The sequence below is a fragment of the Capnocytophaga sp. HP1101 genome (assembly GCF_054772415.1).
Genome location: NZ_BPUU01000017.1, coordinates 51,279 through 77,351 on the forward strand (window position 1 = coordinate 51,279; position 26,073 = coordinate 77,351).

22 protein-coding genes, 2 tRNA genes and 1 other RNA gene are annotated in these 26,073 nt (G+C 41.4%); 5 read left to right on the forward strand and 20 right to left on the reverse strand.

The genetic code is table 11. The annotated features are described in order from the left end of the window. From RCZ04_RS10265 to RCZ04_RS10310, 10 genes are all read right to left on the reverse strand, one after another. Window positions 1–621 (reverse strand): DUF5683 domain-containing protein, encoded by a 621-nt coding sequence (locus tag RCZ04_RS10265; protein WP_460485945.1) that lies wholly within the window; start codon window positions 619–621, stop codon window positions 1–3. Continuing rightward, the gene (locus RCZ04_RS10270; protein ID WP_460485946.1) at window positions 614–1,549 is read right to left on the reverse strand and encodes a ParB/RepB/Spo0J family partition protein; all 936 of its coding nucleotides are present in this window, start codon (window positions 1,547–1,549) and stop codon (window positions 614–616) included. Before RCZ04_RS10270 ends, RCZ04_RS10265 begins: the two co-directional genes overlap by 8 nt. Then, on the reverse strand, window positions 1,550–2,320 hold the full coding sequence (locus RCZ04_RS10275) for a ParA family protein (RefSeq protein WP_460485947.1): 771 nt from the start codon (window positions 2,318–2,320) through the stop codon (window positions 1,550–1,552). Window positions 2,321–2,333: 13 nt separating this feature from the next. Beyond that, window positions 2,334–2,639: a YbaB/EbfC family nucleoid-associated protein gene (locus RCZ04_RS10280; RefSeq protein ID WP_460485948.1), complete on the reverse strand. Its 306-nt coding sequence runs from the start codon at window positions 2,637–2,639 to the stop codon at window positions 2,334–2,336. 50 nt (window positions 2,640–2,689) lie between these two features. Then, a complete protein-coding gene (locus RCZ04_RS10285; protein ID WP_460485949.1) occupies window positions 2,690–4,369 on the reverse strand; it encodes a putative transporter in 1,680 nt (559 codons plus the stop codon). Window positions 4,370–4,417: 48 nt separating this feature from the next. Continuing rightward, window positions 4,418–6,046: an L-glutamate gamma-semialdehyde dehydrogenase gene (gene pruA / locus RCZ04_RS10290; RefSeq protein WP_460485950.1), complete on the reverse strand. Its 1,629-nt coding sequence runs from the start codon at window positions 6,044–6,046 to the stop codon at window positions 4,418–4,420. A 181-nt stretch (window positions 6,047–6,227) separates the two neighbouring features. Then, window positions 6,228–7,160: a hypothetical protein gene (locus tag RCZ04_RS10295; RefSeq protein WP_460485951.1), complete on the reverse strand. Its 933-nt coding sequence runs from the start codon at window positions 7,158–7,160 to the stop codon at window positions 6,228–6,230. Window positions 7,161–7,180: 20 nt separating this feature from the next. Continuing rightward, window positions 7,181–8,260 carry a DUF4625 domain-containing protein gene (locus RCZ04_RS10300; protein ID WP_460485952.1) on the reverse strand — a complete coding sequence of 360 codons (1,080 nt, stop codon included), beginning with the start codon at window positions 8,258–8,260 and terminating at the stop codon, window positions 7,181–7,183. Between the two features lie 8 nt (window positions 8,261–8,268). After that, the gene (locus RCZ04_RS10305) at window positions 8,269–10,587 is read right to left on the reverse strand and encodes a TonB-dependent receptor (protein WP_460485953.1); all 2,319 of its coding nucleotides are present in this window, start codon (window positions 10,585–10,587) and stop codon (window positions 8,269–8,271) included. 74 nt (window positions 10,588–10,661) lie between these two features. Further along, on the reverse strand, window positions 10,662–10,961 hold the full coding sequence (locus RCZ04_RS10310) for a hypothetical protein (protein WP_460485966.1): 300 nt from the start codon (window positions 10,959–10,961) through the stop codon (window positions 10,662–10,664). Between the two features lie 575 nt (window positions 10,962–11,536). Here RCZ04_RS10310 and RCZ04_RS10315 point away from each other — a divergent pair. Continuing rightward, on the forward strand, window positions 11,537–12,322 hold the full coding sequence (locus tag RCZ04_RS10315) for an HAD family hydrolase (protein WP_460485954.1): 786 nt from the start codon (window positions 11,537–11,539) through the stop codon (window positions 12,320–12,322). Between the two features lie 188 nt (window positions 12,323–12,510). Next, window positions 12,511–14,754 (forward strand): nitric-oxide reductase large subunit, encoded by a 2,244-nt coding sequence (locus RCZ04_RS10320; RefSeq protein ID WP_460485955.1) that lies wholly within the window; start codon window positions 12,511–12,513, stop codon window positions 14,752–14,754. 67 nt (window positions 14,755–14,821) lie between these two features. Here the strand turns inward: RCZ04_RS10320 and rnpB are convergent. The 10 genes from rnpB to RCZ04_RS10370 form a co-directional block, all read right to left on the reverse strand. Next, window positions 14,822–15,126: RNase P RNA component class A (gene rnpB / locus RCZ04_RS10325), an RNA gene on the reverse strand. Between the two features lie 11 nt (window positions 15,127–15,137). Next, a complete protein-coding gene (locus RCZ04_RS10330) occupies window positions 15,138–15,617 on the reverse strand; it encodes a hypothetical protein (RefSeq protein ID WP_460485956.1) in 480 nt (159 codons plus the stop codon). A gap of 32 nt (window positions 15,618–15,649) precedes the next feature. Continuing rightward, window positions 15,650–16,492: a transketolase gene (locus RCZ04_RS10335; protein ID WP_460485957.1), complete on the reverse strand. Its 843-nt coding sequence runs from the start codon at window positions 16,490–16,492 to the stop codon at window positions 15,650–15,652. Window positions 16,493–16,573: 81 nt separating this feature from the next. Further along, the gene (locus tag RCZ04_RS10340; RefSeq protein ID WP_460485958.1) at window positions 16,574–17,314 is read right to left on the reverse strand and encodes an SDR family NAD(P)-dependent oxidoreductase; all 741 of its coding nucleotides are present in this window, start codon (window positions 17,312–17,314) and stop codon (window positions 16,574–16,576) included. Beyond that, a complete protein-coding gene (locus RCZ04_RS10345) occupies window positions 17,311–18,351 on the reverse strand; it encodes a patatin-like phospholipase family protein (RefSeq protein WP_460485959.1) in 1,041 nt (346 codons plus the stop codon). The genes RCZ04_RS10340 and RCZ04_RS10345 overlap by 4 nt, the downstream gene beginning before the upstream one ends. Next, window positions 18,339–19,118, reverse strand: coding sequence for a phosphatidate cytidylyltransferase (locus RCZ04_RS10350; RefSeq protein ID WP_460485960.1), 780 nt, complete (start codon window positions 19,116–19,118; stop codon window positions 18,339–18,341). Before RCZ04_RS10350 ends, RCZ04_RS10345 begins: the two co-directional genes overlap by 13 nt. Then, window positions 19,105–19,710: a CDP-alcohol phosphatidyltransferase family protein gene (locus RCZ04_RS10355; RefSeq protein ID WP_460485961.1), complete on the reverse strand. Its 606-nt coding sequence runs from the start codon at window positions 19,708–19,710 to the stop codon at window positions 19,105–19,107. The genes RCZ04_RS10350 and RCZ04_RS10355 overlap by 14 nt, the downstream gene beginning before the upstream one ends. Before the next feature lie 115 nt (window positions 19,711–19,825). Then, on the reverse strand, window positions 19,826–21,181 hold the full coding sequence (locus RCZ04_RS10360; RefSeq protein ID WP_460485962.1) for a peptidylprolyl isomerase: 1,356 nt from the start codon (window positions 21,179–21,181) through the stop codon (window positions 19,826–19,828). Between the two features lie 111 nt (window positions 21,182–21,292). After that, a complete protein-coding gene (locus RCZ04_RS10365) occupies window positions 21,293–22,390 on the reverse strand; it encodes a hypothetical protein (protein ID WP_460485967.1) in 1,098 nt (365 codons plus the stop codon). A 70-nt stretch (window positions 22,391–22,460) separates the two neighbouring features. Further along, entirely contained in the window at window positions 22,461–23,633 is a 1,173-nt protein-coding gene (locus RCZ04_RS10370; RefSeq protein ID WP_460485963.1) for an AIR synthase family protein, read from the reverse strand. Window positions 23,634–23,967: 334 nt separating this feature from the next. Here RCZ04_RS10370 and argS point away from each other — a divergent pair, with 334 nt between their 5' ends. From argS to RCZ04_RS10385, 3 genes are all read left to right on the forward strand, one after another. Beyond that, the gene (gene argS, locus RCZ04_RS10375) at window positions 23,968–25,761 is read left to right on the forward strand and encodes an arginine--tRNA ligase (RefSeq protein ID WP_460485968.1); all 1,794 of its coding nucleotides are present in this window, start codon (window positions 23,968–23,970) and stop codon (window positions 25,759–25,761) included. A gap of 128 nt (window positions 25,762–25,889) precedes the next feature. After that, window positions 25,890–25,962, forward strand: a tRNA-Gly gene (locus RCZ04_RS10380). Between the two features lie 24 nt (window positions 25,963–25,986). Next, window positions 25,987–26,072 (forward strand) — tRNA-Leu (locus tag RCZ04_RS10385). The last annotated feature ends 1 nt before the right edge of the window (window position 26,073 follow it).

Below are 26,073 nucleotides of genomic sequence, written 5' to 3' on the forward strand. Positions count from 1 at the left end.
TTATTTCTTAGATTTATATGTAAGGGTAAGCCCAAACTGGGGGTGTGTGAGAAAGTCGTGCTGGATGAATGGCTCAACGGTGAGGCGTTCATCAACATTGAATTGCTTGAGGTGGGCATCTACATTGGCTTCGATGATGTTGAGGGCGTACAAGCCTACCCCTATGAGGATGGAAAGTTCTTTGTTACGGCGGTAGAACTGTATGCCACGGCGCAATCCATCGGTGCTGAGGCGGGGTTGGCCGTCGGCTCTATCACCGTAGAACTCATCGTCAGTAAAACCTTGCTGACGGCGTTTGTAGGCGGTGAGGTAGCGGTCGTACTCTTTTGAGTTGCGCACGTAAAAATAGATAGGAGTGCCTATGGCCGCATAGACCAAAGGCACTTTCCAATAACTTTTGTTGTATATTTGACCCAAACCAGGCACTACCGCTGAGTAAAAAGCAGCTTTGGCAGGCGAGAGCGGGTCGGTATTCCAAGGGACTTTTCGCATATTGTCTTGCATAACAGCCACCTGCATAGAGTCGGAGGGTACTTCTACCACTTCCTCGTTGTCGGTTTGTGCATACGAACTCCCCACTCCCAGCAGGAGCATTATTATCAAAACAATGGCTCTATTCATCTTTTTTGTGTAATAAACTTTGAATGCGTTTGAAATCTTCCTCTGAACTGAAAGGGATGGTCAGGCTACCTTTGCCATCTTTGCCCATTTTTACGGCAACTTTAGTGCCAAAAAAGTGATTGAAGCTACTCATATTCTCACGGATATAGGTAGGCACTTCGCTTTTGTTACTGCTTTTAGGCAACTGAATGCTCACCACATTGGTAGGAGTTTCGGGGTTTTGCAAACGGCGCACGAGCTCTTCGGTATCGCGTACAGATAGATTCTCTGAAATGATGCGTTGATACACTTCAGCTTGTTGTTCAGGGTCTTCAATAGCGATGATCGCGCGGCCGTGCCCCATAGAGATAAAGCCGTCGCGTATGCCGGTTTGGATGATAGGAGCGAGCTTTAGCAATCGCAAGTAGTTGGTGATAGTAGAGCGTTTTTTACCCACGCGTTTGCTCATTTGGTCTTGAGTGAGGTTCACCTGCTCAATGAGTTGTTGGTAAGAAAGCGCAATTTCAATAGGATCTAAGTCCTGACGCTGAATGTTCTCTACCAAAGCCATAGTGAGCGACTCGTTGTCGTCGGCAATGCGGATATAGGCAGGAATTGTTTTTAGACCCGCCAATTTGGAAGCCCGAAAACGGCGTTCGCCCGAGATGAGTTGGTATTTGTTTTCTCCATTGAGTTTGCGCACGGTGATAGGTTGTACTACCCCCAGTTCCTCAATAGACGAGGCGAGCCCTTGCAGTTCTTCTTCGTTAAAAGAGGTACGGGGCTGGAAAGGGTTCGTTTCGATTAGGTCGAGTTCTAATTCAATGATATTTCCTACAATTTTATCAGCATTTTTATCTTTGATAGAATTGATAGCCACTTCAGGACTATTGCCGAAAATAGCAGAAATACCTCTCCCTAAGGATTGTTTTTTTGCAGGTTTTGTCATTTACACTGTTTTATTTTTATCAATAATCTCTTGAGCTAAGTTGATGTGATTGGTAGCGCCTTTGCTTGTCGCATCGTAATTGATGATTGTTTCGCCGAAGCTTGGAGCTTCGCTGAGGCGCACGTTGCGCTGGATGATAGTTTTGAATACCATATCGCTAAAGTGTTTTTGGACTTCTTCTACCACTTGGTTAGATAGGCGCAAGCGGGCATCGTACATAGTGAGCAAAAGGCCTTCGATATCCAAATTGGGGTTGAAAGTTTTCTGTACGCTCTTAATAGTATTCAGCAATTTGCCCAATCCTTCGAGAGCGAAATACTCACATTGGATAGGTACGATCACCGAGTTGGCTGCAGTAAGGGCGTTCAAGGTAATGAGCCCTAAAGAAGGAGCACAGTCTATCAAAATATAGTCGTACTGATCTTTTATAGAAGCTATGGCTTTTTTGAGCATAAACTCGCGTTGTTCTTTGTCGACCAATTCAATTTCGATAGCCACCAAGTTAATGTGAGCAGCGATGAGATCAAGGTTAGGAGAGCTGGTGTGCACGATCATATCCTTAGCTTCCATAGCGTGCTCTAAGAGCTCATAGGTACCGTGTTCGATAGAATCTACATCAATACCTAAGCCAGAAGTAGCATTTGCTTGAGGGTCGGCATCAATGAGTAATACTTTTTTCTCAAGCACGCCTAATGAGGCGGCTAAGTTCACGGAGGTAGTGGTTTTGCCTACGCCTCCTTTTTGGTTTGCAATAGCTATTATTTTACCCATAGATTTAGTGTTTTTAAAAGTTAAACGGAAGCCCTTGTTTAGCCACTTCAGCCAAGGTAGCTTCATTCTTTTCGGTCGCTTTGGCAATGGCTTTGTTGAGGGTGAGAATTAGATAGTCCTCTAAGGCTTCTTTGTCTTGCAAAAGTGCATCGTTAATACTAATAGATTTAATTTCTCTGTTGGCAGTGATGATTACTCTCACACTCCCATCAGCAGACGTTTCCTCCAAGAATACATTGTTGAGTTGTGCTTTTGCTTGATCAGTTTTCTCTTTGATTTCTTGCAGTTTGCCCATCATATCCATCATATTTCCAAACATAATATTTTTTTTATTTTTGAGAGGGCAAAAGTACAACTTTTTTTGAAACATCACACAAAAAAGACAATCAATAGTTGTGCGACCATTATTCGCATAAACGTGGTAAGCGGATATACACTAGCATATGTAAGTGCAGGAATTTCGGAGTTAGACATATCGTTAGCAAAAGCCAAAGCGGGAGGGTCAGTTGAAGCCCCTGAAAGTAGACCGCAAATACCCAAATAATCTAATTTTGCTCTAAAGCGGGCTACTAATGATGTGATAATAAGTGGTATAAGAGTGATTAGAGCACCTAATCCCATCCAATATAAGCCTTGACCGTGCAAAATCGTTTCTACAAATGTAGCTCCTGCGTCTAAGCCCACGCTAGCAAGGAAGAGCACGATACCTATCTCACGCACCATCAGGTTAGCACTTTGCGATACATAATGAGTTACTGATAATTTGCCACCATAACGGCTGATGAGTATGGCTACAATCAGAGGTCCTCCTGCCAATCCTAATTTCACAGGCACAGGAATGCCAGGTATAGCAAAAGGAATGCTACCCAATAATACGCCAAGAGTGATGCCCATAAACAGTTCTGCAATGTGAGGTGTTTGCATACGGCGTTTAGAATTACCAAACTCTTTGCTTACTTGTTGTATATGGGCTTCATCGCCTATTACCGTAATGGTATCACCAAACTGCAATTTAGTATCGGCAGCGGGTACAAATTCAATACCTGCGCGATATACGCGAGTAATGGTTACCCCAAAGCGCTTACGCACGTTGAGTTCGGCAAGAGTTTTAGTAAAAATAGCGCGCTGAGTTACATTAATGCGACGTGAAATATAGCGCATATCTTTTTCATCGGGGAAATACTCTAAAATAGAAACACTTTCTCCTATAAGAGTGAGGAATTTCTCGTTTTCCTTTTGGTTAGCAACTATCAGCACAATATCGCCTTCTTCTATCAATGTATCGGCACTAGCCAATAGTATTTCACCTTTTCGGCACATACGTGAAATAGTAAAATCAAAGTCGAGAGTTTGTTTGATTACACTCAATTTTTTACCAAAAAGAGCTGGATTAGTAACTTTGATAGCAAAGCGATTGATTACCACTTGATCTTTGGAATGACGTACAGCGTTTAAGCGCTTTTCGGCATCTACATTTACTTTCAGGAAGGCTTTGAGTCCTAACATTACTAAGATAATTCCCAATACCCCAAATGGGTAAGCTACGGCATAAGCAGTAGATAGAGTAGGCATTGTAGCAGGGTCGCCGGTGAATACGTCTTCCAATGTAGCTTGAGCGGCTCCTAATCCAGGTGTATTGGTTACTGCTCCTGACATAATTCCTACAAGAGTACCCATATCGGTTTGGGTGATGTAGTGAATAGCAATTACAGTTGCCACGCAACTCACAATGGAGAGCAAAGCCAAGAGATTGAGTTTAATACCTTCTTTTTGGAAGGAAGCAAAAAAGCCAGGTCCTACTTGCAACCCTATAGTATAGACAAACAAGATCAGTCCGAACTCTTTTACAAAATGTTGAATATGTGGGTTAACAGTGAATCCTAATTCAGCCATTGCAATACCTGCAAATAGCACCCACGCAATGCCAAAGGAGATACCGAATACTTTTATTTTACCTAAGGCTACCCCTATGGCAATTACTATACTGTACACGATGACAGTATAGGCTACACTTTCGTGATTGGTCATTAAATTAATAAACCAGTCCATTTTAATGTTTAATTGTTAATGATTAATGATTAGATTCTTTATTATTTATTACTTGTTTAAGAAAGGGTATCTGTAATCCACAGGGGGTACAAAGGTTTCTTTAATAAGGCGAGGGGATACCCAGCGCAATAAGTTTTGGGCAGAACCTGCCTTATCGTTCGTACCTGAGGAGCGAGCCCCTCCAAAAGGTTGTTGTCCTACTACAGCACCCGTAGGCTTGTCGTTGATATAGAAGTTACCTGCAGCGTTTTCGAGTACTTTGACCGCTTCGTCTAACGCATAGCGGCAAGTGCCAAACACAGCCCCTGTAAGGGCATACTCTGAAGTTTCATCTACTAAATGCAAGGTTTTACTCCACTCATCGTCCTCATATACATATACAGTTACCACAGGACCAAAAAGTTCAGTTTCCATAGTGGTGTAATGCGGATTGGTAGTTACAATTACTGTAGGTTCGATGAAATAACCTTTGCTCTTATCGTAACCACCACCTACAAATATCTGGGCATCTTTGTCTTTTTTAGCTTGTTCAATATAGCTTACCAATTTATCAAAAGAGCTTTCGTGGATGACTGCTGTAATGAAGTTTTCAAAGTTTTCAGGAGAGCCCATTTTGAAAGAAAGGACATCTTGTTTTACCAAGGCTAAAATTTCCTCAGCTTTAGATTTAGGCAAGTATACACGAGAGGCGGCACTACACTTTTGTCCTTGGTATTCAAAAGCTCCACGAGTGATAGCAGTAGCAACTTGTTTAGGGCAAGCGCTTGGGTGCGCGATGATAAAGTCTTTACCCCCCGTTTCGCCTACAATTTTAGGATAGGTTCTATAATGGTGAATATTGTTGCCTATTTTCTTCCATATATCTTGGAATACACCAGTAGAACCTGTGAAGTGGATACCCGCAAAATCACGGCTTGCTAATACGGTATCGGTAATCATACCCGCATCGCCGTGGAGGACGTTAATCACGCCATCGGGGAGTCCAGCTTTTTTAAGTACTTCTACAATCATTTCGGCAGAGAAGATTTGCGAGGTACTGGGTTTCCACACCACTACATTCCCCATAAGAGCAGCACTGGTAGGAAGGTTGCCCGAAATAGCGGTAAAGTTAAAAGGCGTAACGGCATACACAAACCCCTCAAGCGGACGGTATTCTACACGGTTCCACACGCCTTCGGAAGAGTTGGGTTGGTCGCTATATATATTCGCCATAAACTGCACATTGAAGCGTAAAAAGTCGATGAGCTCACAAGCTGAATCGATTTCAGCTTGATGCACGGTTTTAGATTGGGCAATCATAGTGGCAGCGTTCATTTTAGCGCGGTAGGGACCGGCAATAAGGTCGGCTGCTTTTAAGAAGATAGCGGCGCGTTCTTCCCACGCAAGGGAAGCCCACTGAGATCGTGCTTTGAGAGCCGCTTCAATGGCTTGTTGCACGTGTTCTTTATTAGCTTTGTGATACACGCCCAAAGAGTGTTTGTGGTCGTGAGGAGAATGCATTTCACCTGTGTTACCAGTGCGTACAGCTTCTCCACCTATGTAGAGCGGAGCATCTATTGGAGAATTCCACAATTCTTTATAGGCTTGTAGTACAGCCTCGCGTTCGGCAGAGCCTGGAGCATAGCTTTTTACGGGTTCATTGGTAGGTGTAGGCACCTTGAAAAATCCTTTTCCCATAGTTATAGGTTGTTTAGTTGTTAATACAGTTCAAAAATTTCGGCTAAATTACAACAAATATTTGAATCTGCAAGTTTTTTTTGTTAGGTAAGAGGTAAGAGATAAGAGGTAAGTAGGTAACTACTTTATTTTGAGGAGATATAAAAGCTGTTAAGCGAGGAGGCTTAACAGCTTTTATATACTACATCCAATAACTGCTGTTTTCTTGATTTTTACGAGCTTCGTTTATCAGTTCTTTTACTCTCTCGGGAGTGATTTTGTAGTAATCGGCTACTTCTTGGTAGAAGCGGTTGGCATCCTCAGTACCTCCTCCAGGAGTTTTAGTAATTACATAGACAGGTATTTTTTGAGAGAAATCGGTAGTACTCCGCGCAAGTAATTCATCGCCTGGTTTATTAAAAGGATAGAATTGACCAGCTTGGTTATTCACGTTTTTTATTCCTCTAATCACATGAAATAAGCTTATCTGCAAATTGAATTTGATATAAGCTATTTTAGGAGCAAAGTAGCCTTTGAGACCTAATGGATTGTTAGTAAGTTCAGATTTGAGGGTACTACCTTTTGGATTGACGAAGTCTCCTACAGCAACGTTTTCAGGATCAGTATCGCGATAGGTGTAGTCTAACAAGTTGTCAGTATCTTTTTCTACTTTATTAGCCTTCACATCAGTGTATTGATCTACTTCAAAGAAGTGTTGATGAATAGGGAGCATTTCTTTGGTGGTAAACTCACTGTTAATGCGTTTGCCATTACTGTTGTAGTATACTATTTCCATAGCATAATAGGCACCTTCAATCATTATAACAGGTGCATTTTCAGTAAGAATTTTACCATTCATATCCTTACGAACCCAGTTTTTTGAGGCTTCGTCTAATTCAAATTTGAATTGCTGCACAGGGGCAATGATACTTTCGGGGTTACCGTGAAATTTAACACCGTGCAAGTGTCCTTGGCGAATGGTAAATTCTACGCGAGAAGGCTCTTCGTGACCTTTGTCTTCTTTTTCATTGGTAGGAGGTTTGGGTGTTGCGCTGTCCTTGCTGCAACCTACTAAAATAGTAGCTAATAAAGCTACACTAAGCATTGATTTTAATGTGTTTAATATTTTTTTCATCGTTTTGATAATGTTTGTTGTTAAAATTTAATATTGTAGGAAAAATCTTTAGGAGCGTTGAACTCCAAAGAGAGTTGGTAAGTATGAGTTTCGTAGAAATGAGAGAGTTCCACTATAGGAGTGTTTTTCTCTTTGCTACTATCTTTGGCAAGAGCTTTAGGGTTTTTATTCCACAAGATGATAGCATCAGCCTCAATGTTTTTATTAGGCAGTGAAGTGTAAAACTCTTCTTGAGTGAATTGATTGTACTCGTAACCTATATCAGTGTTTTTACGGATATATTTCAGAGGTTTTTGCTGAAAAGAATTTATGTAATGCTCAAAATAATGAAGTACATTTGAGGCATCAGTATTTACGGCAACTTCCTTTTGGGTATTTACGGGTACAACCGTTATTTTAGCTACTCCATCATAAGGTTTGTAGGGTAGGGGAGTGCTTAAATCAGCTACATTTTCAAAGGTGACGGTTACTTTGTACAACTCAAAAGGACTCTCTTTTTTAGTAGCGTAGTACACTAATTCTATTTCGTCTTCATCTGTCCATTCGTGTGCTATACTACCTAATTTAGCAATAAAATCAGCACGAGGCATTGCGATACATTGGTTGAGTACACCTAACTGCAAGGTGCTGAGGGGTAAGCTATTGTCTTCGGTTAAGTCAATTGCTTTAGTAACTTTTACTACATCTTTTAATTCAACTGTTTGTCCGCTTGTATCAGTTACTTTTAGCAAGAAATTGTAGTTACCTTCAGCGGCATCGGTAGGAATATCAAAATGCTGATGAATATTATAGCCTTTTAAACCTATTGATTTAGTAAAGTTTTCTTCCACTTTGAAAGAGGAAGATCCTTGGCTATAAGTGATTAATAGTTTGATTTCCTTGATAGTAGCTTCGGCTGTAATGGTCGCCTCAAAGTGCAAATCATTACCTATTTCAGCAGTTTTAGTATTGTCGTGCCCCAGTTCAATATTTTCAATTTTAGGAGCAGCGATATTAGAGGTTATAGGGGTGTCGTTCTTGTCTTTTGAACAAGAAAAGAACAAGATAGTGGATAGCAGTCCAGCTACTATGCCACCTATAAATGATGTGATTCTTTTCATAATAAAAATTAAAAATTATAACTCAATCTTACGAATACATTTCTACCCAAATCGTGTGCGTAATATCTAAAGCGATTGGTGTATTCCTTGTATTCGGTGTTAAAAAGGTTCTCAGCAGAGAGCCTTACAGTAAGGGTTTGACGTTTACCTATATTGAGAGTACCTCCTACGCTTGCCTCAAAAAGGTGATAGGCATCGGGGGTGGTGGAAACTAACTCCTGAGAAGGCTCAAAGCGGGTTTGTTTGGCTACAAAGATATGCCCTATACCCACAGAAAAGTTTCTTAGCAACCGTCCATTGCGGTCTACGTTCCATTTTAACTGCTGACTCACACGCGGAGCAGGTATAAAAGGAAAGTAACGCTTGGTTTGCATCTCGTTAGCAAAGACTACAGAACTTTTTAGCTCATAACTTAGTTCGTGGTCGCTTAGGCGATACCATTTTATCAGTGGCAATCTTGCCTCAAGGTCTACCCCTCTAAAGAAAGCATCCGCTTGAGTGTACTGAAAGATAGGGTATACGCCCGAAAATAGAGTGCGTACTTCGCCTGTAGGGTAATCGTAGATATAGTTTTTTATCCATTGCAGGTACATATCTACATTAAGCGATAACTTAGGGTGCTTGTAAGCAAAGCTGGTAAGCCACTTGATGCCCGTTTCGGACTGCAACGTCTCATCACCCAAGTCATAAGTACCCGCTCCGTGGTGTAGCCCGCTGCTATACAGCTCGTTTACGTGAGGGGCACGCCACGCTACTCCTACATTGGTGCTAAGGTCTATCCATCTATGACAACGGTATAACATCCCTGCACTATAAGTGATATTGTGAAACTGATGTTCACCTCCATAACGTTGTGAGTACATATCATAGCCATCGGCATTGAGGTATTTGTAGTCGTACCTAAGTCCTACCTCAGCAAGCCACTTTTGGTAATCATAACGTTGTATACCAAAAGCACCATAGCTAAGCGAGGCAAAGTTAGGGATTACAGGTACTACCCCTGTGCCCGGTTGGTTGTAGTTATCCTGCTTGCCGAAACTACCACCTACCATACTATGCCAATTGCCGTAGCCATAGCTGTTTTCCCAATATACATCGAGAGAGTGTGTGGTGAGCTCCATATTTAGGGCAGGGATACGGGTTCTATCCATACGGCGCACACTAAACTCCTGACGTATATCTTTCTGGAAAGCGTATTGTGCCGTGAGTTTACCGCCGAAAGGCAAGAGATAGAACGCCTTTCCTTTCAGCAAGTGGTGCACTACCTTTTGTTTAGGAGCGTTGATGCTGTACGAAAATGGATAAGTGGTGAGTGGGCGACCTATTTCAAATCGAGCGAGTAAATCGTCTAGATTGCCAATATGTGAACCGTAGAACACACTACTCTCATTCTCATACCTACTGTAGAACACTTCGGCACTGCCTTTATCCTTCTGAACGCCGGTTGCTATTGAGAAGTTGCCTTCGCGAGTTGCGGTGTTGTTCAGTAGATAATTAGCCGTACTAATGTCGCCTGAACGTTTTAATGTTCCTTGTATGCGCCACGCCCACGAGGGTATCCCAAATACTGAACTCTCTAACTTCAGAGAGGTAGCGGATTTACGTCCGTTAGAAGCAAACGAGGGTGAGAGTTCACCGTGTAGTCCGTCGTCATAAGGCAATCGGTTAGGAGAAATAACAATAACACCTCCTAAGGCATCAGCGCCATAGCGCACGGCTTCAGCTCCTTTTATCACTGTTATTTGGTCGGCTACAGCAGGGTCGATTTCAGGAGCGTGGTCGGCACCCCATTGTTGTCCTTCTTGGCGTACTTCGTTGTTGAGAATCAGGATGCGGTTGCTGTGCAATCCGTGTATTACGGGTTTGGCGATGGTTGCCCCTGTTTGTATCATTGATACGCCAGCAGCGCTACTAAGCACTTTAGCCAGTTCGTTACCTGAGTTTTCTTGTATTTCAGTTTTGCCTATCACGGCTACTGTTTTTACAGGATTATGTGGGCGTACATATGTACTCACAAGAGTGGTTTCTTTGAGTTGGGTGGCTGTTTCCTTCATCACAATCACAAGAGGCTGTGGGTGAGGAATGGCAACCGTTGCTTCATAATCGTGATAGCCGAGATAGGTTACTTTAATGGGATAAGAGCCCTTGCTGAGCTTTTTAACCGTTACCTTCCCTTCGGCATCGCTTACGAAGTGCTTTCCGACGAAATGCACCACTGCATTGCCTAAGGGTAGGTGTTGAGTGTCTTCAATCTGCAATTGCAGGCTTTCTTGTGCATATAGAGAAAAGGCACAACTGAGCAGCAGAAGACTGAATATCTTTTGCATAAAATTAATAAATTAGTCCTTAGTCGTCAGTCTTTAGTCCTTAGTAAAGTGTCGTTAGTTCTGACGACTAACAGCTAACGACTAACTACTAAATTAACTGGCGGACCTCTTGAAAAGATAGCAAAGGCAGTTTGAGGAATGCCTTTTTCGATAAAGAAGAATACTGCTACTACATTTTGTTCTAAGAATTGATAGGTAAAAAATGAAGGAGCGAAAAACTGGTGTAACTGCAAAAAGATACAATCGTGATGCGTATCTACCGCCGAAAGGTGAGAGTCGTGATGACAAGTATCGCCGGTAGCTATGGTGCATAACTCTTCTTGAGTGTGGTGATTATGGAAGAATTCACCCACTGGAAAAGCTACCTTCAGCATACAAAAGAGTAGCAGAAAGGCGAAAATGCGTGTATGTAGCGATTGTCTTTTCATAGTTTTCAAGATGCAAAATTACAAAATAATTATGAATTACGAATGATGAATGACAAAAAAAAATGCCAATAATACCAATAATACCAGAAATGCCAATAATACTGATGATGAACTTTGACAAAGGTCGTAGCACGACGGGTGATTAAAAACTTTGAAAAAGTTGTGATATTGGAAAATTCAGACGAGTTAGACGAGTCGGACAGGTGAGAGGGGTGGAGAGTTCGGAAGAAAACGGAGGGGTTCGGAAGAGGTGATTTAGGTGGAAGTTAAAAATTAAAAGGTAAAATGGGTATGGTTAGCTTATACAAAGCTTATAGGAAGCTTATACGAATCTTGGACGATTGTTATACAAAGGGTATGTAAATAATTGATTAATACCATAATACAATAATGCCAATGATGCCGAAAATAGGGTTTTGAGACGAAGAAAAAAGAAAGGAGATAAGAAGGTGTGCTGAATTAGCATAATATTTGAACGCTATGTGTGAATAATTTTGTATATTTGCCAAAAATTAGAACGTATGATAAAACTTATTGTAACGGATATTGATGGTACTTTGGTAAATAATCAAAAAGAAGTGCCAGAGAGTTTTTGGGGAGTTTTTAAACAAATGCAATCTCGTGGAATTCAGTTTTGTGTGGCGAGTGGGCGACAAATACAGAGTTTGCACGAGCTTTTTGCACCTATCAAAGATGAGATAGCTTTTGCTCCTGATAACGGTGCTTCGCTCATCTATAAAGGGGAGACGCTTTTTGAAAATCCGTTGAGTCCTAAGGGCATTTGCCCTATATTGGAAACTTGTGAGGATATTGAACAAATAGGGGTAGCACTTTGCGGAAGAGAATATGCCTATATCAAGACGGATAGCGTTACTATTTTTGACGAAATAGCCAGGCATTATCCTGCTCATACAAAGGTGAAAGACTTTTCGGAAGTGAATGATGATATTTTTAAAATAACTATTTGTGACGAAGGTATTTCGAGGATTAACAGTTATCCTCTTTTGAAAAAATATGAGAATGATTTTAATGTGGTGGTTTCGGGTGAAATATGGCTTGACATCACTCGAAGCGATGTAAACAAGGGGGTAGCAGTACGGCATCTGCAAGAGAAATTGGGTATCTTACCATCAGAAACCGTAGTTTTTGGTGACCATATGAACGATGTGGAAATGATACAAACCGCTGAGATGAGTTATGCGATGAAAAACGCTCAAGAGGCTTTGAAGGCTGTTGCTAATTATGTGACTGAGCACGACAATAATGAGGCTGGCGTGGTGAAAACTATTCAGCATTTGATAAAATAACAATAACGTAGCGCGGAAAAAGTTATAAAAAAATGAGATAGGTTATCTGTTGATTTTCAACAGATAACCTATTTTTTTAGTGGTAGAATTAAAAATTAACAATAAAAAAATAGTACGAAGGATATAGGAGATAAAAAAGTCTTTTATATATTTACACCCAGAAACATAAAACACTAATAGATTTATTTATGACAGCAAAGAAATTATGGATTTGGCTTGGGGCAACGGTAGCTGCCTCATTCCTCGTGCTTATTTTTTACGGTGTGGAGATATACCGTACTACGCCACCTTTCCCTGAAAAGATAGTAACTACTGAAGGGGAAGTGCTCTATGAGGGGCAAGATATCAAAGACGGTCAGAACGTATGGCAGTCGATAGGCGGACAGACGGTAGGCAGTATTTGGGGGCACGGTGCTTACATTGCACCCGACTGGAATGCTGATTATCTGCACCGCGAATCGGAAATGCTTTTGGCACTTTTTGCACAGAAAGACGGTAAGGTATACAAAGACCTGCCTGAAGAAGAGCAAGCAAAGTACCAAGTGCAGTTGCGCAAAGAGTTGCGCACCAACACTTTTAATCAAGAGACAGGTGTAATTACCTTCTCACCAGAACGCGCCCAAGTGGCTAAAGAGTTGGCGGCATATTACACCAAGCTCTTTATGAATGACCCATCGCTTAATGAAACGCGCAGTCATTACGCTATCCCAAAGAACGCTATTAAAGACTCAGTGCGTATGCAACAGATGAATGCGTTTTTCACTTGGACAACGTGGGTATGTAGTACCAACCGTCCTAATGACGATGTTACTTATACGAACAACTGGCCTTACGACCCCGTAATTGGCAATCACCCGTCTACTTCATTACAGATGTGGTCAGGTTTCAGCGTGCTAATGTTGCTTTTTGGAGTAGGACTTTTGGTGTATTACCACGCCAGCAACAAGGAAGAGGAGGAGAGTGAACACCTCCCTACTACCGACCCAATGCGCGGTATGAAACCAACTCCTTCGATGAAAGCAACCCTTAAATACATTTGGATTGTTTCATTGCTCATTTTAGTACAAATGCTTGCGGGAGTGATTACAGCGCACTATGGAGTAGAAGGCGAAGGATTTTTTGGTATTCCGCTTGATATGATATTGCCACAGGCTATTTCGCGCAGCTGGCACGTGCAGTTGGCTATTTTCTGGATTGCTACTTCGTGGTTGGCTACAGGGCTTTATATTGCACCAGCTGTATCGGGACACGAACCTAAATATCAAAAGTTAGGGGTCAATATCCTCTTTATTGCCCTATTGATAGTAGTGTTAGGTTCTTTGGCAGGACAATGGTTTGGCGTGATGCAAAAATTAGGATTGGTAGAAAACTTCTACTTTGGTCATCAAGGGTATGAATACATAGAGTTAGGACGTTTTTGGCAGATACTATTGCTGGTAGGTTTGTTCTTATGGTTATTCTTAATGGTAAGAGCCCTCTTGCCTGCTTTGCGCAGAAAAGATGAGAACCGCCATTTGCTATTGCTTTTTGTATTAGCTTCGGTAGCTATAGCCGCCTTTTATGGAGCAGGCTTGATGTACGGACGCCAAACCCATATGGCTATTGCCGAATATTGGCGTTGGTGGGTAGTGCATCTTTGGGTAGAAGGCTTCTTTGAAGTATTTGCTACTGTAGTGGCTGCTTTCTTGTTCTCGCGTATGGGCTTGTTACGCATCAAAGTAGCGAGTGCATCAGTATTGTTCTCTACTATTATCTTCTTGGCAGGAGGTATACTCGGTACGTTCCACCACTTGTATTTTAGTGCAACCCCTACGGGTGTATTGGCTTTAGGAGCTACTTTTAGTGCTTTGGAGATAGTGCCCTTAGTGCTGATAGGTTTTGAAGCCTACCACAACTACAAGATTTCTAAATCTACTGAATGGATTAAAGCCTACAAATGGCCTATCTATTGCTTTATAGCGATGTGTTTTTGGAATTTCTTAGGGGCGGGTATTTTTGGTTTTGCTATCAATCCTCCTATTGCTTTGTACTATGTACAAGGGCTTAACACTACTGCTGTGCACGGTCACGCTGCCCTCTTTGGGGTATATGGTATATTGGGTATAGGTCTCATCTTGTTCGTATTACGCGGTTTATACCCTGATCGTCATTGGAACGATAAGTTGCTCGGTTGGGCATTTTGGCTCATCAACATCGGACTGATGACAATGCTTGTGATAAGTGTGTTGCCTATTGGCATTATGCAAGCGGTAGAAGCCATACAAAACGGTTATTGGTCGGCACGCTCTGAGGAGTTTATGCAAACAGAACTAATGCAAACCATACGCTGGTTACGTGTGCCAGGTGATATACTTTTAGCTACAGGTGAATTGCTGTTAGTATATTTTATTATTGGACTCAAAACCGGTTGGTCGCTTAAAGGAGAGCGATAAACGATATTACAGAATTGAAACAACAAGAGGGCTGTCCTGTACGGGACAGCCCTCTTGTTGTGATATAAAAAAGAGCAAATCATAAGCCGGATTCTGTACCTACTCTTGTAAGCAGGTGCTTATCATTTATCTCGGTTAATGATTGCTCATTAGCTCTAACCGCCTACCCTCCAACATTGGGCGAGCAGCCCTCAAACGCTGGTTTACGTGGCGTTGCACCTCATAGAGTTTACCTGATTTCACTATGGCATTACCCATACATTCTTTCTGTTGCACTAGTCCTCGCCTTGCGGCGGACGGGCGTTACCCGCTATGATGCTCTGTGGTGTCCAGACTTTCCTCTACCTTAGTAGCGATAAGCTGATTTGCTCTTTTTATAATTCTTAACTCAACCCCATATATGTAATATGAGGTTTTTCATAAGGTTTTAACACACTTGCTTCAAGCATATTGAAATTCAACAATAGGTTGTTTTCCTTTTCTTTGTCAAAAAGTAAGTCATAAAGATAGTGATGTACAAAGATATACCACTTTTTGTCTGGACGTACTACAGCAAATCCCGCGACATCATTACCTTTATCAAGATGAAAATACTCCCATTGATATTGCTTCATTACTGCATTAGCAAATAATTCTCCCAAACCATAAGCTAAATCTACTTTGTCATAGTCCAAAGTATTAGCAGTAACTTTTTGCTCTTTATAAGCATCGATAAAATGCCGTATTGAAGTAGCTACTTCTTTAGGATTGCTTTCATCACAAGCGAAATTATTTTCCTTTAGCAGGCCAATTGCCTTTTCTTTTAAGGCTAATAGCTCTTCTTTTTCTTCACTATCAGCCAATCTTTCAGTAATCTCAGCCATAAATATTAATTCCTAAATTAGTAATTCATAATTTAATAGTCTCCCAATGTTTCAGGATTTTGTGCTAATCCTTTGGCTAATTGCTCATCGTTAGGAGCTTTGCCGTGCCAAGCGTGCGTACCCATCATAAAGTCTACCCCATTACCCATTTCGGTATGTAGGAGAATGCACACAGGTTTACCTTTGCCTGTGAGAGCTTTGGCATCTGCCAATCCTTTTAAGATAGACGCTATGTCGTTACCTTTTTCAATATCGATGACTTGCCAACCAAAAGCTTCCCATTTGGCACGCAAATTACCAAGAGATAACACTTTATCGGTAGGACCGTCAATCTGTTTGTGGTTGTAATCTACGGTAGCGATGAGGTTATCTACGCCCTTGCCTCCTGCGTACATTGCGGCTTCCCATATCTGTCCTTCTTGCAATTCACCATCGCCGTGGAGGGTATATACAAGGTGGGTATCGCCGTTGAGTTTTTTAGCCAAGGCAGCTCCTATAGCTACAGAGAGCCCTTGCCCTAACGACCCCGATGCTACGCGCACACCTTCCAAACCTTCGCAAGGGGTAGGGTGACCCTGCAAACGAGAATTGAGCAAACGGAAAGTGTTCATTTCGCTCACGGGGAAGAACCCGCGACGCGCCAATACACTGTAGAACACAGGCGAAATATGCCCGTTAGAGAGGAAGAACAAGTCCTCGTTCTTGCCGTCCATTGTGAAAGGCAGTTTGATGTCCAATACCTCGTTATACAAACACACCAGAAATTCGGCACAACCCAAAGAGCCACCTGGGTGTCCTGAATTTACTTTGTGAACCATTCTGAGGATATCTCTACGCACCTGCGTAGTAAGGTCGGTAAGTTGCTGGATATTCATTGTATTTCTTCAGTTTTATATTTTAATACCGCAAAGGTACAATTTTTAAAGACAAAAGCAACAATAAATAGCTAATAAATTTTAATTCTTCATATAATGAGCTTTCTTGTACATTATCTTAGAAAGCAAAAAAGACGGCATACACGATAGGAAGCGCATTAGCCATTTCATTTTCTTTGGGAATAGGTGATGTGCTTTCTTTTTGGCGATTGCTTGTGTGATTTCGCTTACGGCTTGGGCTTCGGTTACGAGGAAAGGTTTTTTGGAGAGATTGTTGTGGTTGAGATCGCGCAGTTTTTGGGTATTGACATAACCTGGAGCAATAGTGGTAATCAGAATGTTATAAGGTTGCAAAGCACGCCTATAGGCATCGGCGACTTGTATTACACTGCGCTTGGTTTTGGTGTATAGGCTTGACTCTGTATAGTCTAAAATCCCTGAAATAGAAGCGAGTAGTACGATTTGTCCGCCTGTGTTACGCATCACTTCTCTTCCTACTTCCAAGCAGTTTACCGCTCCTATAATATTCGTTTGCAACATTGCAACTGCTTCATCGTAAGTAATTTCACCAGCTACATCTTCAGCGTAACTCCCTGCACAATTGATAAGTAAAGATAAAGTGCTTTCGCCTACAAATTGCTGTATAGCGGTTTGCAGTTGCCTCTTGTCAGTTACATCGGCTTGGTATTTGTCAAAGTGCGATTCGTCAGTGAGTTTTTGCAAATCTCTGCCACATACGCCTACGTGTTCACCTTGTTGGTAATAATGTTTTGCTAATGCTAAACCTATGCCTGAAGTCCCTCCTATGATAAATACGTTCATTGTTTAAAAGCGTTTATAGTTGTTTGATAACCGTAGTCCCATTGTCTTTCTATCTGTTTGCGATAGTGTGCATAGTCTTTTGGAAAGTGAATGCCTATCCTCCATCGCTTCCAGTCGATATATTTCTCAGAGTAAAAACCTTTTAATGCTGTAGTGGCATTACGCGTATCAATGCATTTAGCGGGATATTGTGTAAGTTCAACCAAACGTTCATTGCCACTAAAACCTAAAACGGCGCGTACCAAAGCTTCTTCAGTAGAGGTATAAGGCTGTTTTTCTTCTCGTATGACTTCTCGTGAGAGGGCAGTTGCCAATTCTATAGGTACTAAATCTATAGCTCCGCCCGCATAAGTATTACTTCCTAAATTCACAGGAGCTACATAGTACATATCCGAAACTGAAATGCGGGCTGCGGTGAGCATAGACATTGCTGTATGTAGCATTATATTCTTATCAACTGCTGATTGTCTATAATTCTCTGAAGTGATTTGAATGGTATTTACATTGATAATATCAGCGGTTTGTGCATCGGTGAAAAGTACTTTTTGGTAGAGTTTGCGCTTACCTCTGAGGGTGTTACAATCCTCAGGAGTGAACAGCATTTTAGCTCCAACGATAATAGTAGGAAGGGTAGGCGAGAAGCGCACTTGGGCGATGCTTGGCAGGAGTGTGTCCAACTCTTGTGGCATATTTACTAAATAGCGCTGATACACATCTTCTATATAAGGAGCACGCCTTGAGTCATATCGCTTTTGAAGAGCCAAAAGCCCTATACTATGCAGTTTGCTATAGGGGGTGAGAGAAAGACTTTTGATAAAGTAGTAAAACTCTTCGGATTGCAAATAGGCTTTGCGCTCACTATACGTGGAAAAAGCATTGATAACCAAAGCCGCAAAAGCTCCCCCGCAAGTGGCTATGAGCAAGGAAGGTGTTTTGTCTATCTCGGTTAAGGCTTGATACATACCGCCGTAAAGGGCAAAACGGGTACCTCCGCCCGAGAGAATTAAGCAGCGTTCAAATCTTTTCAGTGTATCCATAGAAAGAACCATATACTGTTAAACAAAAGGCTATCCATACGATCTAAGAGTCCGCCGTGCCCAGGAATGAGCTTGCCCGTATCCTTTGCGCCTGCTTTGCGCTTGAGAAACGAGATACACACATCGCCCCAAAAACCAAAAAAGCTAATGGCCAATCCTAATAATAAATAGATATAGAAAGGAGTTTGCAAATTGAGAAGATAGCCTAAACCTACGCTCAATAAAGGCGTGAGCAAGAGTCCGCCTATACAACCTGCAATAGTCTTATTCGGACTCACCTTGGATATTATTTTTCGTTTGCCAAAGCACTTCCCCGATAAGTATTGAAATACATCGTTGAGTTCGGTAGTAACCACTAAAAAGATGAGCCATTGCAGTCCTTTAACTTCTGAATGTAAGAAAGCTAAATGAGGATAAGTGAACAGCACTATAGCCAAAGAGAGGAATACATAGGGAGTTTTGTATTTGATAATATAGAATATTCCTAAAGTTAGGATAATCACAACTTCTAATAAATAATGTGTGTGAATAGGTAAGAAGAAAAATAAAACGCCTTGTAGAAGGGCTATAGCTATAGGCAAATAGTGCCTGTCAAAAGAAAAGAGCTTGCCTAATTCTCTTAATGATTGAAAGCTCACCCAACAGATAAACACGCGCATTGTGAGCTCATTATAAACAGCCATTGCAAACACGGCAATAATGAACACCCAGCTCCTGATGCGGAGAGGTACATCGGCGAATTTACTATGAGAGTTAGTGTGGGGCATAGAGTCCTTTTTTGAGTCGGATAAAGGTACTGAGTAGCAGTAGTGCAATGACAATGCTGAAAATGATAGTAGCATAAGGAGTGATTGAGATACCTAAAAACGCCAACAATCCATAAATACCAATGAGTAGTGCACGGTCGCTTTTACCCATAGGGCCCTCGTAGCGCCTTTCACCGCCTAACACTTTGCCCATTACGCCAGCAAATTCGTTGAGCACGCTCAATACAATGAAAGCAACCACTAAATACAAACTTTCAGGGTGATATTTCAGCAAAGGGAAGAAAATGAATACATCGGACACGACATCGCCTAATTCGTTCAGCACTTCTCCTAAGCGGGTAGTTTGCTGGAACCCGCGCGCCATCATTCCGTCCAAAGCGTTCAGAATCATACGCAGTAGCAAGCCTATAGGCAGGGCTAAGAAGTAATAACGACATTCAGAGGCTTGCCAAAAGAGTATCCCTATTCCTAATGAAAACAAAATAGCGACAATCGTAATTTGATTAGCAGTTACTTTCTTGCGATGCAAAAACAGCAAGATAGGGTGTAATAACTGTTGAAACTTAGGCTTTAGTTTATAAACAGAAATCATATACTGAAAGTTCTAAACATTGATGAGGCAAAAGTAATAAAAAAATAGTGAAAAACAAAACTTGTTTCTCACTACTTTTAACTTTTTACTTAACTCTCCCTTTCGGGGTTGGGGGCTACTTCTTAAGCCAGTTATTCTCAAACTTACAGTTCTTGTATTCGCCATTAACTGAAATATAAGTTTTCTCAATGTGTTCTTTCATCCATTTGCTGATGGCTTTGAGTTGTTTTTCTTTCAGTGCCAAATCTTGAATTTTTACGTAATCTTTAACGAAATCGGCTTCGTGCTCGTCTATACGATTGGTGATTTGGTAAATCTTATAGGTCTTTTTACCAGTTCTATCTTCATCGAGGAAAGGTACTGATACCTCATTGTCTTTCAAATCTGAAATACGAGCGTAGAGCGTAGGCTCTATACGGGTAAGCTCAAAACGTGTAGAAAGGTCTTCAGGATTAATAAGCTGACCACCATCGTTGCGGGTTTCTTTTTCATCGGAGAAGTTGCGCGCTGCCTCGTCAAAAGTGAGCTCCTTGTTTACAATGCGCTCGCGTATTTTAGCGATTTTTTCTTTGGCTTCATTCAAGGCTTCGTCAGGAATTTCAGGCATCAACAAGATGTGGCGCACACTCACTTCCTTACCGCGAATTTTGTCCATTTGGATAATATGCCAACCAAAACTGGATTCAAAAGGCTTAGAAATTTCGCCTTCTTGCAAGGTGAAAGCTATGTCCTTGAAAGCTTTATCAAAAGCAGAGTTGCGGTTGAAAGTCAGCACTTGTCCGCCAGTAGCGCGGTCTTGTGAGTAGAGAATGGCTTTAGTAGAGAAGCTCATACCGTTCTCTTCCACATCTTTCTTAATATCGTTGAGCTGATCGATGACCTTTTGTACAGCACTCTTAGGCGCTACAGGGTTCACCACTATTTGCGCAATTTCTAATTCAGTGCCAAAACGCGGACGCTCATCAGCGGGAATAGCATTGAAGAAAGAGCGTATTTCTTCAGGGGTAACCTCTACATCTTTTATAATTTGCTGTTTCATACGCTGTGCGAGCATACTCACCTTCAAGAGGTTAAAAAGCTCATCGCGCATTGATTGTTCGTCGTCTTTCTTGTAGAACTCCAATAGTTTCTTGATGTCACCCCCCAATTGAGCGGTCAAAAACTCAACGCGTTGGTTTACTTGGTCGCGTACTTCGCTATCGGTGAGCTTCACACTATCTTGCACGGCTTGGTGGGCGTAAAGCTTGTCCTCCATCAATTTGCCGAGCATTTGGCAACGGTTGATTTCACGCGTGTCTACCTCTTGTTGTTGCAAATCAATATACGCTTTATCAATATCCGATTCCAAAATCAAATAATCACCTACCACAGCTGCTACACCGTCTACCTTTTTGCGTTCGTTATTCTGAGCAAAGAAGGGTGTGGTGAACAACAACATTAGCAGTACAGACCAAATTCTTGTTTTATTCATAAACTTTGTTATTAACTTTAAACGTTTTATTATCGTATCAAAAGATATGCCTAAAAAGGCGAAATGAGGCGCAAAGGTAGAATTTATATTCTAAAAATGAAACTTTCTGCCTTATTTTATTTTAAAACTACCGATGAGCCACCCTATTGCAGGGAAGTAAAAAAGCGCAGTAAATGCCCATAACCACTCGTGAAAACTGCTGAAAACAGCATAGTTTGCAATGGTTGAAAACCCTTTGTAGGTTACCAATCCTTCGGTGGCGAGAAAGCCAAAAAGGAATAGATAAACGAGCCAGCGGTTTACTCGGTACACTTCTTCTAAAAAGAGCAAAACCCCAATGGTTACAATCCCCAGAAAATTAAAGTGCAGATAGCTGATGAGCAAGTCAATATTTCTAAACAGATAGGGAGTGAGTGTAGGAAAAGCACCTGTGAACATCATAGCTACTTTAGCAATAAAGAAACTGATAAAAATGGTGGCTAAAAAACTCTTGTTTTGTGTTTTTAGGTACAAACGCAACAGCATCACTACTGAGCTAAGCCAAATGAGCACGGATGTTCCTCCTACTATATAGTAAATAGGATAGCCAAAATACCCTACCCACGAGATGAAAAGTGACCCTATAATTCCTGTTTGAAATAGGAAAAATACACGCTTGATGAGATGCGGATACTGCATATCCCAACCGTATTTTTTTATAAAGAGCCCCATCAAGCTACTGAGCATCCACCCGTTGTACTGAAAGTGCAGGAAGAAGGCAATCGCGCACATATACACTTCGGAGAATTTACCAAACTTTATAATAGCTACTGGCATAAACCATATCCCTAAACTCGAAAGTATGAGATAGAAAATCCCCATCTTTACGAATTTATATGAATAAGGAAGGGATAGGGGGGAGGTTCCTTTTACAAAAAATCTCGCAAAAAAATACGAACAAATGATAAACACCGATGAAAAACTGATAGAGACAGCTCCGTATCCTTGAAAAGGAAAGCTAAATAGCATTCCTAATACTGAAAATTGAGTGATATAGAACAACCATCGGTAATGTTTGAGTCGTTTTTCGTTAAGAGGGATAAAAGTTCGTACCAAAATAGCCGAAAGCAGTACGTACACAAATCCCAGAAGCGCTAAATGAGAATGCGTATGCACAATATGTCGGTAGTTGAACTCAAAAGGATAGTCAGCTATTGGTACCGAACGCATAAAGATGCCTAAGATCACCACTATAGCAAAGTAGGCGAATGCCCACCGTACCTCAGTTCGTATGTTCAATTTAGTATTCAAAAGTACCGTATTCGCTTTGTATAGTGAGACGTTTGTTATCGGAAGATGCTACGTGTCCTATCACTTGGGCAGGTACACCAAACGATTCGGAAATAGCAATAATATCGGATGCGATAGCTTCGTTTACATAGAGTTCCATACGATGTCCGCAGTTGAACACTTGGTACATCTCTTTCCAATCGGTTTTTGATTCTTCTTGAATGAGTTGGAAAAGAGGAGGAACGGGGAAAAGATTGTCTTTCACAATATGCAACTTATCGATAAAGTGCAGTATTTTAGTTTGAGCACCCCCACTGCAATGCACCATTCCGTTTATTTGGGTATTGTCGTATTTTTCTAATACTTTCTTGATGATAGGCGCGTAGGTGCGGGTAGGGGAGAGGACGAGCTTACCAGCATCTAACGGACTGTTAGCTACCTTATCGGTGAGCAGTTTTGTACCTGCGTATACGAGCTCTTCGGGTACTGAAGGGTCAAAACTTTCAGGATATTTATGTGCTAATACTTTGGCAAACACATCGTGGCGTGCTGAGGTGAGTCCGTTGCTACCCATACCGCCATTATAACTCGTTTCGTAAGAGGCTTGTCCGTACGATGCGAGTCCTACAATCACGTTACCTGCTTTGATATTGGCATTGTCAATCACTTTGCGGCGTTCTACACGAGCTGTAACGGTAGAATCGACAATGATAGTGCGCACCAAATCGCCTACATCGGCAGTTTCACCGCCTGTAGAATGGATATGCACTCCAAAATCGGCAAGTTCAGCAATCAACTCTTCTGTGCCATTGATAATAGCTGAAATCACTTCTGCAGGAATGAGGTTCTTGTTGCGCCCAATGGTAGAGGAAAGCATAATATTATCCACAGCACCCACACATAGCAAATCGTCGATGTTCATTATAAGAGCGTCCTGTGCAATGCCCTTCCAAACACTTAGGTCGCCTGTTTCTTTCCAATACATATAGGCTAATGCCGACTTGGTGCCAGCGCCATCAGCGTGCATCACGAGGCAATAGTTATTATCACCTGTAAGGTAATCGGGCACTATTTTGCAAAAGGCTTTAGGGAACAAACCTTTGTTAATATTTTTGATAGCTTTGTGCACTTCGTCTTTAGCGGCTGAAACCCCACGTTGTGCATAGCGTTTGCTTACTTCCATTGCAGTTCAGTTTTTGAGTGGCAAAGGTAAGAATAATTTGCTAATTAGCAAAATTAGTGCGAGAGGTACAGTTGTAGCACAGCAGATTGATAAAGAAAAGACGAACGATAAGTAGTTCTATATTGGCTCTATATTGGCTCTATATTGGCTCTACATCGGCTCTACATCGGCTCTACATCGGCTCTACAACGAACGAATGACGAACGAATGACGAAGGTAGGGTTACCCTAAAGTGAAGGTAAAATACAGATAGAACGAAATAATTCTGAAGGCAAAATGTTTTTATATGTTAAATTATTTGTACCTTTGCCCTCTCAAAAGAATGAATTTACGAATGTTGAACTTAAACGATACTCTTAAAAAATATATTTTACAAGCGGTACAAGAACTGTACAGTGTTAATTTAGAAAGCATTGAATTGCAACAAACTAAAAAGGAGTTTGTAGGCGATGTTACCCTTGTGGTATTTCCGCTATTGCGCCAAATAAAAGGGAATCCTGTGCAGATAGGCGAACAAATTGGGGCTTACCTCAAAGAGAAAGCAGGTGATTTGGTAACTGATTTCAATGTGATTAAGGGCTTTTTGAATCTTGTAATTGCTGATAGTTATTACTTAGACTTTTTGTCGGCAGTGAAAGACAATCCGCAGTTTGGGTTGGCTACACCTAATAGCAAAGAAGCGATATTGGTGGAATATTCTTCACCTAATACGAACAAGCCGTTGCATTTGGGGCATATTCGCAATAATCTTTTGGGATATTCGGTAGCAGAAATCTTAAAAGCGGCTGGACACAAGGTGTACAAAACCCAGATTATCAACGATAGAGGAATACACATTTGTAAATCGATGGTGGCGTGGCAACGTTTTGGAAAGGGTGAAACACCCGAAAGCACAGGACTTAAAGGTGATAAATTAGTAGGAAACTACTATGTGGCATTTGACAAGGCGTATAAAGCTGAAATACAACAATTAATAGAAGAAGGAAAGACTAAAGAGGAAGCGGAAAAACAAGCTCCTATATTTGTAGCTGCGCAAGAGATGTTGCGCCAATGGGAAGCAGGTGACCCCGAAGTAATAGCACTTTGGAAACAGATGAACGGCTGGGTATACGATGGTTTTGCGGTAACTTATAAGAATTTAGGTGTTGATTTCGATTCATATTACTACGAGAGTAACACTTATTTATTGGGGAAAGATATCGTGGAACGCGGTTTGGAGCAAGGAGTCTTTTTCAAAAAAGAAGATGGTTCGGTTTGGTGTGACCTTACTGCTGATGGTTTAGATGAGAAATTGGTGCTTCGTGCTGATGGTACATCGGTGTATATGACCCAAGATATGGGTACTGCTACCCAGCGCGTGAAGGATTATCCTGATGTGAAAGGAATGGTGTACACGGTAGGTAATGAACAAGATTATCACTTTAAAGTACTTTTTCTTATTCTAAAAAAGTTGGGGTACGATTGGGCATCACATCTGTATCATCTCAGTTATGGTATGGTTGATTTGCCCAGTGGGAAGATGAAGAGTCGTGAAGGCACGGTAGTAGATGCTGATGACTTGGTTGCCGAGATGGAGCAAACTGCCAAAGAGATTTCGCAAGAGCTCGGCAAACTTGACGGTTATACCGAAGCGCAAAAAGAAGCTTTGTATCACACTATAGGTCTTGGGGCTCTGAAGTACTATATATTAAAGGTAGACCCTAAGAAGCGCATTTTGTTTGACCCTAAGGAATCAATCGATTTTCAAGGGAATACAGGTCCGTTTATACAATACACTTATGCCCGTATCCAGTCGATTTTACGCAAGTATACTGAAATAGGAGGTAGGAGTGAGGCAACGGTAGGAAAAGTTGATGATTTGCACGAAAAAGAGAAGACTTTGTTAAAAAGCATTACCTTATTTCCTTCAGTTGTAGAAGATGCAGCCGACAGTTATAGTCCGGCTATAATTGCCAATTACGTATATGATTTAGTAAAGGACTTTAATTCGTTTTATCAAAATGTATCTATTTTAGGAGAAGAAGAGGAGTGTAAGCGACATTTTAGGGTGGTTTTGAGTAAGAAAATAGGGGATATTATAGCAGTGTCGTTTAAAATGCTTGGTATACAAGTTCCTGAAAGAATGTAGATTATAATGTAGATATGAAAAAGTTATAAAAAAAGTTATCAAAAAATTTGCAGGGATGAATAATTGTTGTACCTTTGCAACCGCAAATGAGGGATAAATCAGTTGCGGATTTATTGAATAAGAGATAAGCGAAAATAGCTCAGTTGGTAGAGCGCAACCTTGCCAAGGTTGAGGTCGCGGGTTCGAACCCCGTTTTTCGCTCTTTTTTTATGTTTATCATAGAAGGCTCGGATGGTGGAATCGGTAGACACGCTGGACTTAAAATCCAGTGGGCAGTAATGCCTGTGCGGGTTCAAGTCCCGCTCCGAGTAC